The sequence below is a fragment of the Oceanobacter mangrovi genome, from assembly GCF_019740315.1.
Taxonomy (GTDB): domain Bacteria; phylum Pseudomonadota; class Gammaproteobacteria; order Pseudomonadales; family Oceanobacteraceae; genus Oceanobacter; species Oceanobacter mangrovi.
The window spans coordinates 426,989-442,194 of record NZ_JAHXZR010000003.1; the positions used below are offsets into that span (position 1 = coordinate 426,989).

Sequence of the window (15,206 nt, forward strand, 5' to 3'; positions counted from 1 at the left end):
ATTGTGACTGCCAGCTGAAGTAAAGAAATAAATAAGTATATTGGCATGTAGGTGGCATTTTTACTGGGCGCATGGTTATAAAAAGGCACAATCTGGGGGCAAAATACCTGATTGAATTGATCGGTTATTGATTGCTTTTTAACCTTTTTAAAATTTTTTTGTGGCGTTTAAGAACTTCGTATGACTGCTTGATTGCAACTTGATTGCAATCACTTGAATCAATATTGGCCCTTTGATTGCTCTTACTTGATCGCACAAATTGATCGCATGAAAAACAACAGCTTGCGGTCTCTCTAACAATCGAAAGGAGCAGAAACATGCCACAAGTGACTCAGCCAAAACACAAAGCGGGTGATTTCTTCGTTGATTACGAAGAGAAGGTATTTGAAGACGTTAAGGCTCGTGACGGCGAAAAAGCCCTGGTGACTTTCCACACCGTTGCCTTCGAAGGCTCCATCGGTCTGGTGAACATGCTGCAAGCCACTCGTCTGCAACGTAAAGGCTATGAAACCTCCATTTTGCTGTACGGCCCGGGTGTGACTCTGGGTATCCAGCGCGGCTTCCCGACCCTGGGCGATGAGGCTTTCCCCGGCCACCAGAACTACGCCAACCAGCTGAAAAAGTTCATGGCAGAAGGCGGCAAAGTGTACTGCTGTCGTTTTGCCCTGCAGGCGCTGTATGGCCACGGCGAGCCATCGTTGATCGAAGGCATCACGCCGATCAACCCGCTGGATGTGATGGATCTGAAACTGCTGCACATGCGTGACAACGCAGTGATCATCGACACCTGGACTCTGTAAGGAATACGCGGCCCATGTCTTATAGCGATAACCACAAGACAGTGCGGGCCGCGGCCGTTCAGATCGCTCCGGATCTCCGGAGTGCCAACGGTACGCTGGCCAATGTACTCAACGCGATGGATGAAGCTGCCGCCAAAGGCGTCGAGCTGATCGTGTTCCCGGAAACCTTCGTGCCCTGGTATCCGTATTTTTCATTTGTATTGCCCGCCGTGCAGTGCGGACCTGAACACCTGCGCCTGTACGACGAAGCGGTGGTGGTGCCCGGCCCGATTACCGATGCGGTGGCCGAGCGTGCCCGTAAACACAGCATGGTGGTGGTGTTGGGCGTTAACGAACGCGACCACGGCAGTCTCTACAACACCCAGCTGATTTTTGATGCCGACGGTCAGCTGCTGCTGAAGCGTCGCAAGATTACCCCGACCTATCACGAACGCATGATCTGGGGTCAGGGCGATGCGGCTGGTCTGAAGGTCGCTGCAACAGCGGTTGGACGTGTTGGCGCGCTGGCTTGCTGGGAGCATTACAACCCGCTGGCTCGTTATGCGCTGATGACCCAGCACGAGCAGATCCATTGCAGTCAGTTCCCGGGCTCATTGGTCGGGCCGGTGTTTGGCGACCAGATTGAAGCCACCATTCGCCATCATGCACTGGAGTCCGGCTGCTTTGTGGTCAACGCCACCGGTTGGCTGACTGACGAGCAGATCGAATCCATTACCCCGGACGAGAAGCTGCAGAAAGCCCTGCGTGATGGTTGCAACACCGCGATTATCTCGCCGGAAGGCAAGCATCTGGCGCCTGCGTTGACGTCTGGCGAAGGCATGGTGATCGCCGATCTCGACTTCCGCCTGATCACCAAACGCAAACGCATGATGGATTCCGTTGGTCATTACGCCCGCCCGGAACTGTTGCGGCTGGCCATCAATGATCAGCCCACCGCCTACAAGCAGGACATGTTTGCAGTACCGCAGAGCGAATCCACCCAGCACAACGTGGCAGGAGAAGAGCATGAATCAGGCTATCGAATCACCCCAGCGTTTGATCACTGAGTTACAGACCCGCGGCTTGCGGCTGACCCGGCCGGACCAGCGCCACGTCGCCCGTCGGGGCGGCGCAGGGCCATCCGACCATCAGGCGGTGACCATTGATGGCACCACGGTGATGGTGCCGATTTATACCGAATCGGCCTGGCAGTCGCCGTTTGAAGTGGAATCGCTGACTAATGGCGAGCAAATCGTCCAGCGTCAGAATAACCAGCTGATTCCACTCAAGAACGTCAGCTTCGCCAGTGAACCCAGGTTCTATAGCGGCCAAACGGCTGACGGCGTGCCGTATTCGCACATCGCCACCCTGCACAGCAAGGATGTGCTGGCGACCACGGTGCTGCAAACCTGCATTCGCTACGAAAGCCGCAAGAAAGCCTGCAAGTTCTGCTCAATCGGTCAGTCGCTGCGTGCTGGTCGCACCATCGCCGAGAAAACCCCGGCCCAGCTGGCCGAGGTTGCCAAAGCGGCGGTCGAGCTGGATGGCGTGACCCAGATGATCATGACCACAGGTACGCCGGCGACGCCCGATCGCGGTGCCAAAGTCATGGCGGACAGTGCCCGTGCCATCAAGGCGGTGGTGGATATTCCGATTCAGGGCCAGTGCGAACCACCCAAAGACCCAGGCTGGTATCAGGTGATGAAAGACGCCGGTATCGACAGCCTCGGCATGCACATCGAAGTGCTGGGTCAGGCGCTGCGGGAAGAGGTTCTGCCCGGCAAGGCCGAAGACACGCTGGAAGACTATATCGAAGCCTTCAAACAGGCGGTGGCAGTGTTTGGCCGTGGTCAGGTCAGTACCTACATTCTGGCTGGACTGGGGGATTCGCAAGCGCTGATTCTGGAGGTCAGCGAACGGCTGATCGAGATTGGTGTGTACCCGTTTGTGGTGCCGTTCGTACCGATTCGCGGTACGCCACTGGAAGATCATCCATCACCAACGCCGGAGTTTATGGAAGCCATCCTCAAGCCGCTCGGCAAGCGGCTATTTGAAGCTGGCATGACTGCTGACACCGGCAAGGCCGGATGCAGCAAGTGTGGTGCCTGCTCAACGCTGTCTGGCTATGAAAAGGCGGCGGCGCTTGAAGCAGGCGCAAGCACTGAAGCAAGTATTGATCGAATGGAAACCGGCCCGCTGACTCTGTCTGGTGCCTGTAACTGACCATGCTTCCAACTACGCGCTGCAAAGAGGACGTCGCCATGAAATACCCGGATTACTCTGACTACACCATCAAGTGGGCAACCTTGCCCTGGGAAGTTGAACAGGCGTATGCCTTGCGTCGCAAGGTGTTCTGCGAAGAACAACGGCTGTTCGATGCGGATGACCGCGATGCTACCGATGACCATGCCCGGATTCTGGTCGCCCTCGGCAATAACGGCGGCTGGCATCAGCAGGTCGTGGGAACCGTGCGTATTCATCGTGAAGGTGAAGCGGCAGCGAACCTCTGGTATGGCTCGCGGCTGGCGGTTGATCCGGACTTTCGCAGCCAGGGCCAGCTGGGATCAACGCTGATCAAGCTGGCTGTCAGCAGTGCGCATGCGCTGGGCTGCGAAACCTTTATGGCGACGGTACAGATTCAGAACGAACCCTTGTTCCAGCGCCTCAACTGGAGCACTCACAGCTATCGCGACATTCTGGGTATGAAACACGCAGTGATGGAAGCCGATCTGGCGGCCTATCCGCCATGTCATACGCCGACCAGCGGCTTTGTACTGCAGGCTCGTAAACAGCACCAGTACACCGGTTTTTGGCCCGGCTTGCTCGACCCGCAAATGGCCGCCGAGTTGGCGTCTGCGGCAAACGAACAGCAGCCGGATCTGGTTGCGCTGGCGGTCTGAGCCAGCATGGCCAGTAGTAAAACAGCGGGGGAACAGCCCATGAATATGATGATGAAAAAACCGCCGGTCTCACTCTCATTGCAGCAACTGTTAGAGGACGTGTCACAACGCAGTGGCATCGCGCTCAAGCAGGACATCGCTGCGGTCAGTCAACATCTGCCGCCATTACCGGCTGGCTGGCATCCCAACGGTGACGATGCCGCCGCCATTCCCCTCGGCGCTTCAGATTCCGGGGCTGGTTATCAGCTGCTTGCCATCGAAGGCATGCAAGGCAAGCTGGTGACGGAGCAACCCTGGTTTGCTGGCTGGTGCAGCGTGATGGTGAATTGCAGTGATATTGCTGCCATGGGCGGGCGACCAACGGCGGTCGTGGATGCGCTCTGGTGCAATGGCGACCACAAGCTGTTGGCGGAACTGTTGCGCGGTATGCGCGATGCGGCCAGCCATCTGGGTGTCCCCATTGTTGGCGGCCATACCAATATTCGCTCTGTCGAAGCCAATCTGGCGGTTTCTATCATCGGTCATGCCAACCGCTTGCTGAGTGCTTTTGCGGCCAGGCCCGGACAAATTCTGGTGGCTGCCATCGACCATCGCGGTCGCTTCCAGAACGGCAGTCTTAACTGGAACGCCGCCACCATGGCTCCGGCTGAACGGCTGCGCGGTGATCTGGAATTATTGCCCCTGATTGCCGAACAGCAGCTGGCTTACGCCTGTAAGGACATCAGTCAGGCCGGGTTGCTGGGTACCGTCATCATGCTGCTGGAAAGCTCGCAGTGCGGTGCCGAACTGGACCTGGATCGGCTACCGGTGCCTGCGCTGGCGAGCCTCAATGACTGGCTTTGTGCGTTCCCGAGCTATGGCTATTTGCTCACCACGGATGCCGAGCGCTTGCCGCAGTTATTGGCGACCTTTGCCGAACGCGAGATCACCGCAGCAGCGATCGGCGAGATCAATGACAGTCAGACCCTGACGGTCAGCTGGCAAGGCGAGCAGCGTTGCTTCTACAACCTGCGGGAGCAGAGCCTGACCGGCTTTACCTGAGCCGCTGTAGCAGCGTCGGCAGACAACACCCCACATTAAATTCATTACACATTATGGCGGCCATGAGCCTGCCAGGGAGACCTTATGCCCGCAGTTAACTTTTACATTCGATGGCCGGATGGCAAGGAAGAGCAGTGCTACTCGCCATCCACTGTGATCTATCAGGCGTTCAAACCGGGCGACAGCATGCCGCTGAGTGAATTTATGCAGAAGGCCGAAGCTGCACTGGAACAGGCCAGCGAGCGGGTCAAGGCCAGTTATGGCTATTACTGCTCCAGTGCTGCTGACCAGAGTGGTCAGCTGCAGCGGCGGGCCAGTGAGTACGACGATCACAGCCAGCTGATCACCATTTTGTCGATGAGCGACATCGCCCGCTGATTCTGGGCCGAGCACCCCTGAGCACGAATAAACAGACATCCGTATCAGCCTGCTCCCTGTTCAACAGCCCGCTGAAAAACAGGGACGTCAGGCCAAAACCAAAAACAGACTGAAAAAGCGAGAGCACCATGACACTCACAGCCTCATCCAACAGCAAGCATCTGGACGTCATCATCGTTGGCGGTGGCCAGTCTGGCCTGACCATGAGCTACTTCCTGCAACAGGCCAACCTCAGCCATCTGGTATTCGAGAAAAACACCATTCTGCACGGCTGGAAGCACGAACGCTGGGACTCCTTCACCCTGGTCACGCCAAACTGGCAATGTGATCTGCCCGGCCTGCCGTACGACGGCGACGATCCAAAAGGCTTTATGACCGGCAAACAGACCGTCGCCTGGCTGGAGCGCTTTGCTGCCAAAGTGAATGCGCCGGTACGTGAGGGCGTGGCGGTAAAAATGGTCGAATGTGACGACAACGGCCTCTATCACGTCAGCACCAGTGAAGGTGACTACACCGCTGATCAGGTCGTGGTGTCTTCCGGTGGTTACCACCTGCCGGTGATTCCGCGTATGGCCGAACGCATCCCGGAAACCGTGCATCAGATTCACTCGGCCCAATACAAGAATGCCGCCCAACTGCCAGCAGGCGCGGTGCTGGTGGTGGGTTCCGGTCAGTCTGGTGCGCAGATTGCAGAAGACCTGCACCTGGAAGGTCGCAAGGTGTATCTCGCTACTGGTGATGCACCACGGGTGGCCCGTTTCTACCGCGGCAAGGATGTGGTCGAATGGCTGTACGACATGGGTTATTACGAAATGTCCGTCAAGGATCACCCGCTGGGCAAGAACGTTGCTGCCAAAACCAACCATTACGTCACCGGTCGTGACGGCGGTCGTGATATCGACCTGCGCAAGTTCGCCACTGAAGGCATGGAACTCTACGGCCTGATGACCGACTTCGACGGCGAAAACCTGATCTTCCAGCCTAATCTGGCCAGCAACCTGCAGAAAGCCGACGACACCTATAACAACATCAATGCCCGCATCGACGCCTGGATCGAACAGCAAGGCATTGAAACCGCCGAAGGCCCATCCCGTTACGAACCTGTGTGGCAAGTGCCGGAAGAACGTACCTCCCTGAATCTGGCCGAATCCGGCATCACTACCATTCTCTGGTGCATTGGCTTCCGGCCGGACTTCAGCTGGCTGGATGCGCCGGTCTTCAACGGCCAGGGCCATCCAAAACACGACCGCGGTGTAACAGCCCAGGCAGGTTTGTATTTTATCGGCCTGCCATGGCTGCACACCTGGGGCTCTGGCCGCTTTGGTGCGGTGAAGCAGGATGCCGATTACCTGTGTGAAGCGATCAAGGTATACAGCCACAACCGCAACACCGAAAGCGCGGCGTAAACGCTGACACCGCACAACCGCGTGTCGGATGACGCCTCTGGCTTATCCGACCTACAAACCATGCTCGGACCGTAGGTCGGATAAACGAGCGCAGCGAGCGCCATCCGACATCTGTGTTTGATGTCGCCATCAACCAGTCACCTGTTTTAACGGAGCCCAATATGATCAGACGCACGGCGGAGTTCTACGCCGGTATGCCCAACCTGTCACTGGCTGGTTTGTCGGAGAACTGGCTGCTGAAAGAGTGTGGCCATCAGCACTGGCTGGCACTGGCCAGGTTGATGGGGCAAGCACAACCGGATTTTCGTAATGCTGCCGGTGATCCGGTTTATGCGGCATTTGTATGTGTGGCGCTACGAGATGCCCGTCTGCAGCTGATTAATGAAAACGATGCTTTGGTGATGGATACGTGCCTGTGTCCTGCTGGCAAGGCACGCTTTTTCTCCCGCCACCGGTTGTCTGGCCCGGCGGGAGCTTTTTGCGAAATCGAGATGATTTCGACGCTGGTGAGCCGCCGGGAAGCGGGCAATAACCAGTCTGTCGCCCGTTCGGATATTCTGCGCCATGCCGATTCGTCCGCGCCAGAGCCTGATTCTTCCAGCGTGGCGCTGGCTACGGCTGCTGATTCCATGATGCAGTCTTATCGTCAGTTCCGTGGACTGCAGGAGGGGCGCCAGCCTGATTTTACCTTGTTGACCGACTGGCAACCGACACCGGGCGTGCTGGCCGAAAGCCAGTTTGCTCCCTGTCCGCACAGTGATTTTAACGGCGCGGATTTTTTGTATTTCGCCAACTTCCAGCAGTTTGTTGACCGGGCTGAATGGCAGCAGCAAACCAGTGCTGGCAGCCAGGACTGGTTATGGCAAACCAGCCAGCGTCAGCTCAATTATTACGGCAATATCAATCCGGGTGATCAATTGCGGGTCATGCTGTGTGCGCGTCAGCAGGATAATCAGCAACTGCGTCACTGGCAGCGCATCTATCGGTTGTCAGATGGTCGCTGTATTGCCGATATCGTTACACTCAAGCAAGCGCTGGATAGCTCAGGCTATCGTCGTGCCATGACAAGTGCTGATGCTCCTGGCAAGCAGTCTGCCAGCACTTTGATCAGGGTGATGAAAAATGGCTGATTTTTCATCTAACGGTCGTAAATCCGGGCTCTACAGCCAACAAGACTGGCAGCAGCTGGAGCCCCGGCTGCAGCAGCAGCTGGCGGCCAGTGCGGGTGTTCCGCCATATACTCGCGGCCCTTACCAGAGCATGTATCGCGACAAGCCCTGGACCATTCGCCAGTACACCGGCTTTGGCTCAGCAGCGGCAACCAATCAGGCTTTTAAAACCAGCCTGGCGGAAGGTGGTCAGGGGTTGTCGGTGGCATTCGATTTGCCAACCCATCTGGGTTTTGATTCCGACCAGCCGCTGGCGGCAGCCGAGGTTGGCAAAACCGGCGTCGCTATCGACAGCGTGGAAGATATGAAGCAGCTGTTCGATGGTATTGATCTGTCCACTACTTCAGTATCCATGACCATGAATGGTGCGGCGTTGCCGGTAATGGCGGCGTTTATTGTGGCTGCTGAAGAATCTGGCTACTCGCCCGCACAGCTGCGCGGCACCATTCAGAATGACATTCTTAAGGAGTTTATGGTGCGTAATACCTGGGTTCATGCGCCTGAACCGTCATTGCGCATCAGCACGGATATTGTCCGTTGGCTAAGTCAGCATGCACCAGGTTTTAACAGCATATCGATTTCGGGCTATCACTTTCAGGAAGGGGGGGCCAGTGCTTCACTGGAACTGGCGCTGACCCTCGCCAACGGCCGTGAATATCTTGATCGCATGACCGGGGCCGGACTGAATCTGGATGATTTTTGCCCGCGACTGAGTTTTTTCTTCGGCGTTGGTATGAATTTCTTTGAAGAAATTGCCAAGTTACGGGCAGCCCGCTTGCTGTGGAGTGAAGAAGTACTGGGGCGTGGTGGATCGGCCAAATCCGCGCGGATGAAAATTCATTGTCAGACATCCGGCTGGTCGCTGACGGCTCAGGAGCCCCACAACAACCTGATTCGTACCACCATCGAGGCGATGGCGGCGGTGTTTGGCGGTACTCAATCCCTGCATACCAATGGTTACGATGAAGCGGTGTCGATTCCGACCGATGAATCGGCCCGGCTGGCCCGTAATACCCAGCTGATCTTGCAACAGGAAACGGGGTTGACTGAGGTGGTTGATCCCTGGGGCGGGTCCTACATGATGGAAAGCCTGACCGCTGGACTGGTCAATGAAGTCCGCGACTGGCTGACACAGATTGAGCAGCAGGGTGGCGTCGTGGCGGCGATTGAATCCGGCTGGGTCCAGCGCACCCTGCATCAACAGGCACTGGTGACCCAGGCCCGGCTCGATCGTGGTGAAACCCCGATTATTGGCGTCAATACCTGCCGCTCGGAAGACCAGCCCCAGGTTGCTGTACGTAGCATCGACGCCAGCCTGACCGCTGCCAACCAGAAGCAGCGCCTGCAGAGACTCAAGGCGGGGCGCAACCCAATAGCGGTTGAACAGGCGTTGTATAATCTTCAACAGGCCGCACAGCACTGCGATTCAGGCGACAGCAATAATAATTTGTTGAGCCTGACGATTGCCGCCATACGGGTTCGAGCTACCGTGGGGGAATGTGTATCGGCACTGACTCAGGTGTGGCCACGCTATCAACGGCCGCAGCAGTGGCAGGCATCGATATACGCGGATATCCGCCAGGACGATCATCTCTGGCATCAGGTACGCCGACAGGCTTGCCGTCTGCAGCAGCGACTGGGCCGGGCTCCACGATTGCTACTGAGCAAGCTGGGGCTGGATGGTCATGATCGGGGCATTCGGATTATTGCGGCCGGAATGGCTGATCTGGGATTTGACGTTGAGGTGCTGCCGCTGTTTATAACGCCTGCGGAAGTCGCTCGTCAGTGCCAGCAACAACGGCCGGACGTGATGGGCATATCGCTGTTATCGGGAGCCCATATGACACTGCTAGAGCAATTTCAGTCCCAGCTGCAACAGTACCCGGTATGGCCGTTGCCCTTGCTGGTGGGTGGCGTAATCAGTGATGATGACGCCGCCAGCCTGCAACAGCAGGGAATTGCAGCCGTGTTTGGGCCGGGGACGCCATTAGAGAAAATTGCCAAAGTGATTGTTGAAGCGGTTGCTGTCGCAGAAGAATCAGGCTTGCGTCAGGCCTGAGTGTCGCTTTGGAGTGCCGGATCATGAGCATGGCGAGTGCTATTCAGAACACGGCCATGCCTGCGCTTGGTGATTTTAATTTTATCAGGAATAAGACCCCGCGTTCGGATTCACTCTTACAACACAGGCGCTAAACCTGTAGCAGTGAATTCATTCACAATCGTGCTGTATGAGCCATCTCCTCATCCCATAATTCTGCATTTCCTTATCTGTCAGGCGCTCTATCATTGACAAATATCACTACTGTGTTTGCACTTTGATATAAATAATTGCTCAACTTTGCATTTATTGATAGCTTAAGGGCTCATTTTAGAGTTGTTGGAAGTGATTTATAACAAGGCAAGGCAGAAAGATGTCTGACTTTGCCCATGCCTGCGTCGAAATACTTTTACTCAGTGTTAATAAACAAGGATATGTAATGACAACTGAAGCCAAAGAAGAAGTAACTGTAATAACTCCTGAGATAATAGCTGGGCGGATGGCTGGCCTCAGAAAGGTGGGAATCATAATAGCCGTTATACTGGTCATCGTTGGAATCGGTATTGGCTTTAACTCCATGGAAAATGCGAAGCTTCTGATGAGTGAAGGATTGGAAACCAGCGCGGTAATTACCGACCTTCAAATTGACCACCGACTTAAGAAGGGTGGGAAAATAAAAGAGGTACACGTCGTTTACTACAAGTTTACCGACCAAAATGGGGCCGAACATATCTACGATATGGAAACTGGTTCGAGCTTTTTTGAATCGCTAGGTGTCGGTGATGAAATTACCATGCGCTATATGCCTGACGACGTTGATAACCATCAGCGCATGAGTGTGATTGAAAAGCAGCTATCTGTTTTTGGTGTTTTTAAGCGCGCATTCATCCTGTTTGTAGTCGTCCTACTGTTTTTTGAAGTAATTCGTGTTTTTGTCGGTATGAAAATGCGTCGGGTCATGGCGGCACAAACCCTATAACAAGGAAACTTGGCAAGCACTCGCCGTACCCCGAAGGAAAAAGGCCAAAATGCGGTGAGTCGCTGGCCTTTCCTCTGTTTTCAGTACTATATAAATATTAGTCTCTTATCCAATGGAAGGAAAAATGAAAAAATATATTGCCGTAATATTTTGTCTGTTTGGTGTCTACGTCCATGCAGAAGCATTACCGACTGTTCAACTTACGAATGAGCAGTGCGGAGATTGGGTTGATATGGAGTATCTGAGTTTAACTGCTGAAAATAAAGAGTTCGTCAGAGCATCATGTGCCAAGCGTTATAGTTCCGATAATGCGATGGGTAACTGTACTGCTTTTGAAGGCGAAGATTTTTTAAAACATCTTAAAGAACTCGCAAAAACGCAGTGCAAACAGAAATCTGAATAGAAGTACAACAATTGGCAGCCATTGTTTATGGCTGAAAAAATCCGCTTTTGTTATCACTAAAGCGGATTTTTATCTGCTGGAATCACTCAAACTCCGATCATTCCACCTGCCTGCTACCCACCCGACCTGGGGTCAATAAGCTATGCGAAATTCCTGTGGTTTCGTTACGCTCTTTTATTCTAAAAAAATTGCTCCACTACTCTGGCCTGGTGACTGGGGGATTAGATTTTCCACGGAGGGAATTAATTTTGATAAAAATATTTTCAATATTGATGATATGTCTGATTAGTGTATCGGCTGGGGCATCCATCAAAAATCGGGTTCAGCTAAATGTTCCTGTGGTAAAGCAGGGGGAATCACTCTGTGGTCCCGCGACGATAGAAATGTTGTTCAGGTATTGGGGCGTGAATGAGTATAACCAGTATGATATAGCAGACTCGATACTGGTGCAGTTTTCAAACTCCAGAAGGTATATAGATTCGGGTATTTTAAAAACAAACCCCATCGATTGGAGTAGGTATCCAGGCACAGGTACTATTAATATGCGTGGGTTTCTTGAACGCTTTGGAGAAACAAAGAATATTATGTTGGAATATGGGCCGGTTTCAGCTGAGCAAAAAAATAAAATGTTCTACGTAGTCAAAAAATATCTTTCTGATGGAATACCTGTGATTGTTCATCAATATTGGAGGATGCCTACGTCTAGGGGGCATTATCGTGTCGTAACAGGGTATGACGAAGACAAGAAAATAGTATATCTGAATGATGCCAACCCCGGACGAAAGATCACCCAGACATATGAGGAATTCATGCAGCTCTGGAATTTTGATCAGCGGTGGTTGCACTACAACGCAATCATATTTAATCTGGATCGCAGCTCTTTGGATGTACAGTTATAAAATCAAAAATCTAACGGCAGCTGTGCGGAGATTCAGACGATAAAGCGCAGCAGCGAATTTATTGGCGAACGCATCCAGCGGGAATAAATTCCCTCCTACAAGGCCTGTGCTGTTGATTGAATGTGGACGCAGCAGCGAATTTATTGGCGAACGCATCCAGCGGGAATAAATTCCCTCCTACAAGGCCTGCACTGTTGATTGAATGTGGACGTAGCAGCGAATTTATTCGCGAACGCATCCAGCGGGAATAAATTCCCTCCTACAAGGCCTGCACTGTTGATTGAATGTGGACGTAGCAGCGAATTTATTCTCGAACGCATCCAGCGGGAATACATTCCCTCCTACAAGGCCTGTACTGTTGAGTGACTGTGGGTGTAGGAGCGAATTTATTCGCGAACGCATCCAACGGGAATAAATTCCCTCCGACAAGGCCTGTACTGTTGATTGACTGTGGACGCAGCAGCGAATTTATTCGCGAACGTATCCAGCGGGAATAAATTCCCTCCTACAAGGTCTGTGCTGTTGATTGAATGTGGACGCAGGAGCGAATTTATTCGCGAACGTACCCGGCGGGAATAAATTCCCTCCTACAAGACCTGTGAGATTCCCGCCAGCCTTACACCTTCGCTGCCAGCCTTTCAGCCGCTTGCTGGTGTTCCGCCCGCAGTTTGCGGATGTCGACACCAATAACTTCACCAGCGCTGACTTTCCACTCACCGGCGACCATGACATGGTCGGCCTGATGGGCGCCGCACAGCAGCAGTGCTGCAAGTGGGTCGTGGCTGCCGGAGAAACGCAGTTCGTCGAGGTTGAACAAGGCCAGGTCGGCTTGTTTGCCAACGGCGAGGGTGCCGATGTCGGTACGGCCAAGCACGTTGGCGGAGCCCTGGGTCGCCCAGCGTAGGGCGTCCTGGTGGGTGACGTTGGATGAGCCGTATTTCAGCCGCTGCAGGTACATGGCCTGACGGGCTTCCTGAATCAGGTTCGAGCAGTCGTTAGAGGCAGAGCCGTCAACGCCAATACCGACCGGGCTGCCTGCGGCTTCCAGATCTTTCACCGGGCAGATGCCGGAGGCCAGCATCATGTTGGAGCTTGGGCAGTGGCAGATACCAACGCCGGCTGCGCCGAGGCGCTGGATTTCAGAGGCATCAAAATGGATGCCGTGGGCCAGCCAGGTGCGGTTGTTCAGCCAGTTGACGCTTTCCAGATAATCGACGGTACGCAGGCCAAACATTTTCTCGCAGAAGGCTTCTTCGTCGAGGGTTTCGGCCAGGTGCGTGTGCAGCCGCACGTCGTGTTGCTGCGCCAGTTCAGCGCTGGCGATCATGATGTCGCGGGTGACCGAGAATGGCGAGCAAGGAGCCAGCGCGATTTGTACCATCGAGCCTTCGGCGGCGTCGTGGTAGCGGCTGATCAGGCGTTCACTGTCGGCCATGATGGCTGCTTCGGTTTGGACTACGTGTTGTGGCGGCAGGCCGCCGTCGTCCTGGCCCAGGCTCATGGAGCCGCGAGTCAGGGTTACACGCATACCAACTTGCTGCGCTGCAGCAACCTGGACGTCGATGGCTTCGGTCAGGGTTTGCGGGAACAGGTAGTGGTGGTCGGCGGCGGTGGTGCAGCCGGACAGCAGCAGTTCCGTCAATGCCAGCCGGGTGGCCTGTTGCAGCATGTCAGGTTCCAGACCTGCCCAAACCGGGTAGAGGGTTTGCAGCCAGGGGAACAATTCCTTGTTCAACGCCGCTGGCAAGGCGCGGGTAAGGGTCTGGTAGAAGTGGTGGTGGGTGTTGATCAGGCCCGGAATCAGCACATGGCGGCTGGCATCGAATTTCACGTCAAAGTGCGTTGGCTGTTGGCCCGCGGCGACGGTTTCGATGATTTTGCCATGTTGGATAACCAGACCGCCGCCACAGTTGTCGGAGGTGTTGGTGTGGATTGCCAGAGGGTTGGCGATCCAGAGCTTTTGATGGTTCATGTCGTGCTCTTTGGTGCAGGCGTGCTGGCCCCACTGCGGGATACCAGACGCCGTTTATCCGACCTACGGTTTATTCGGATGTTGGGTGCAGGTCGGATAAAGCCACAGGCCGCTGTGCAATGGCAGCGACCATGCGATTAACCTAACCGTTGGATGGCGCCCTCTGCGCTCATTTATCCGGCCTGCGGTTGTTCAAATTGTTTACCTTGTTCGGGAATAAATTCCCTCCTACAAGGCCATTGCGGGTTCGGTTTTCCTGTTCGGGAATAATATTGTAGGAGGGAATTTATTCCCGCTGAGGCCGGGTTCTGCCTCAGCTCTTGGCGTGGAACGGTTTGCCCAGCGACATCGGTGCGACCAGTCGGCTGCGGCTCTGGTTGCTGGACAGGATCACCAGCACCACCACGGTGGCCAGATACGGCAGGATCGCCAGCAGGTTCGGTGAAACGGCAAAGCCCATGCCCTGGAATACCAGGTGGAGGATGCTGGCAAGGCCAAACAGCCAGGCGCCCAGTAACACCCGTTCGGCTTTCCAGCTGGCAAAGACCACCAGGGCCAGTGCAATCCAGCCGCGACCGGCGCTCATGTTTTCAACCCACAGGGGAGTGTAGGCCAGTGACAGGTAACCGCCAGCCAGACCGGCCATGGCGCCGCCAAACATGATGGCGAGGTAGCGGGTCTTGAAGACCGGCAAGCCGATGGCGTTGGCAGAATGCGGGTTTTCACCGACGGCTTTCAGAATCAGCCCCGGACGGGAATGGTTGATAAACCAGTAAACGCCAGCGAACAGCACAAACGACAGGTACACCAGCAGGTCCTGACCAAACAGCATGCGGCCGATAATCGGCAGGTCGGTCAGTACCGGAATATAGATTGGGTCCAGACCTTCGATTGGCTTACCAACGTAACCGGCGCCAATAAACGCCGACAGACCGGTGCCGAAGATGGTCAGTGCCAGACCGGTGGCGACCTGGTTGGCGCTCAGTTCCATGGTGATGACGCCAAAGATCAGCGACATCAGCACCCCGGCGACCATCGCCAGTACAAAGCCCAGCATCAGGCTGCCGGTGGTGAGGGTGACGATAAAGCCAACCACGGCACCCATCAGCATCATGCCTTCCTGGCCGAGGTTGAGTACCCCGCTTTTTTCACAAATCAGCTCACCCAGCGCGACAATCAACAGTGGCGTACCGGTACGCACCATGGCGTAGAGAACATTGGTAATCAGATCAATATCCATCG

The 15,206-nt window shown here is 54.8% G+C and carries 14 protein-coding genes; 12 read left to right on the top strand and 2 right to left on the bottom strand.

Annotated elements, in window-relative coordinates:
* Positions 1-317 precede the first annotated feature (317 nt).
* The 12 genes from K6123_RS08680 to K6123_RS08735 all read left to right on the top strand — a co-directional run bounded on the left by K6123_RS08680 (position 318) and on the right by K6123_RS08735 (position 11,992).
* The gene (locus K6123_RS08680; RefSeq protein WP_221796649.1) at positions 318-800 is read left to right on the top strand and encodes an MSMEG_0572/Sll0783 family nitrogen starvation response protein; all 483 of its coding nucleotides are present in this window, start codon (positions 318-320) and stop codon (positions 798-800) included.
* Between the two features lie 14 nt (positions 801-814).
* Positions 815-1,846, top strand: a complete 1,032-nt coding sequence (locus K6123_RS08685) for a Nit6803 family nitrilase (protein WP_221796652.1) — start codon at positions 815-817, stop codon at positions 1,844-1,846.
* Entirely contained in the window at positions 1,806-3,002 is a 1,197-nt protein-coding gene (locus K6123_RS08690) for an MSMEG_0568 family radical SAM protein (protein WP_221796655.1), read from the top strand. Before K6123_RS08685 ends, K6123_RS08690 begins: the two co-directional genes overlap by 41 nt.
* 38 nt (positions 3,003-3,040) lie before the next feature.
* Positions 3,041-3,679 carry an MSMEG_0567/Sll0786 family nitrogen starvation N-acetyltransferase gene (locus K6123_RS08695; RefSeq protein ID WP_221796658.1) on the top strand — a complete coding sequence of 213 codons (639 nt, stop codon included), beginning with the start codon at positions 3,041-3,043 and terminating at the stop codon, positions 3,677-3,679.
* Positions 3,680-3,718: 39 nt separating this feature from the next.
* Positions 3,719-4,720, top strand: coding sequence for a sll0787 family AIR synthase-like protein (locus K6123_RS08700; RefSeq protein WP_221796661.1), 1,002 nt, complete (start codon positions 3,719-3,721; stop codon positions 4,718-4,720).
* 84 nt (positions 4,721-4,804) lie between these two features.
* A complete protein-coding gene (locus K6123_RS08705) occupies positions 4,805-5,098 on the top strand; it encodes an MSMEG_0570 family nitrogen starvation response protein (protein WP_221796664.1) in 294 nt (97 codons plus the stop codon).
* A gap of 128 nt (positions 5,099-5,226) precedes the next feature.
* Positions 5,227-6,504 (top strand): MSMEG_0569 family flavin-dependent oxidoreductase, encoded by a 1,278-nt coding sequence (locus K6123_RS08710; protein ID WP_221796667.1) that lies wholly within the window; start codon positions 5,227-5,229, stop codon positions 6,502-6,504.
* 161 nt (positions 6,505-6,665) lie between these two features.
* A complete protein-coding gene (locus K6123_RS08715; protein WP_221796670.1) occupies positions 6,666-7,634 on the top strand; it encodes a Pnap_2097 family protein in 969 nt (322 codons plus the stop codon).
* Entirely contained in the window at positions 7,627-9,732 is a 2,106-nt protein-coding gene (gene scpA / locus K6123_RS08720; protein WP_221796672.1) for a methylmalonyl-CoA mutase, read from the top strand. Before K6123_RS08715 ends, scpA begins: the two co-directional genes overlap by 8 nt.
* A 352-nt stretch (positions 9,733-10,084) precedes the next feature.
* On the top strand, positions 10,085-10,690 hold the full coding sequence (locus K6123_RS08725) for a DUF3592 domain-containing protein (RefSeq protein WP_221796676.1): 606 nt from the start codon (positions 10,085-10,087) through the stop codon (positions 10,688-10,690).
* 124 nt (positions 10,691-10,814) lie between these two features.
* A complete protein-coding gene (locus tag K6123_RS08730; protein ID WP_221796679.1) occupies positions 10,815-11,093 on the top strand; it encodes a hypothetical protein in 279 nt (92 codons plus the stop codon).
* Between the two features lie 272 nt (positions 11,094-11,365).
* On the top strand, positions 11,366-11,992 hold the full coding sequence (locus tag K6123_RS08735; RefSeq protein WP_281423926.1) for a C39 family peptidase: 627 nt from the start codon (positions 11,366-11,368) through the stop codon (positions 11,990-11,992).
* 616 nt (positions 11,993-12,608) lie between these two features.
* Here K6123_RS08735 and K6123_RS08740 read toward each other — a convergent pair.
* Together K6123_RS08740 and K6123_RS08745 are read right to left on the bottom strand one after the other, a co-directional pair.
* Positions 12,609-13,964, bottom strand: coding sequence for an 8-oxoguanine deaminase (locus K6123_RS08740; protein ID WP_221796685.1), 1,356 nt, complete (start codon positions 13,962-13,964; stop codon positions 12,609-12,611).
* Positions 13,965-14,277: 313 nt separating this feature from the next.
* Positions 14,278-15,204, bottom strand: coding sequence for an ABC transporter permease (locus K6123_RS08745; protein WP_221796688.1), 927 nt, complete (start codon positions 15,202-15,204; stop codon positions 14,278-14,280).
* Positions 15,205-15,206 lie beyond the last annotated feature (2 nt).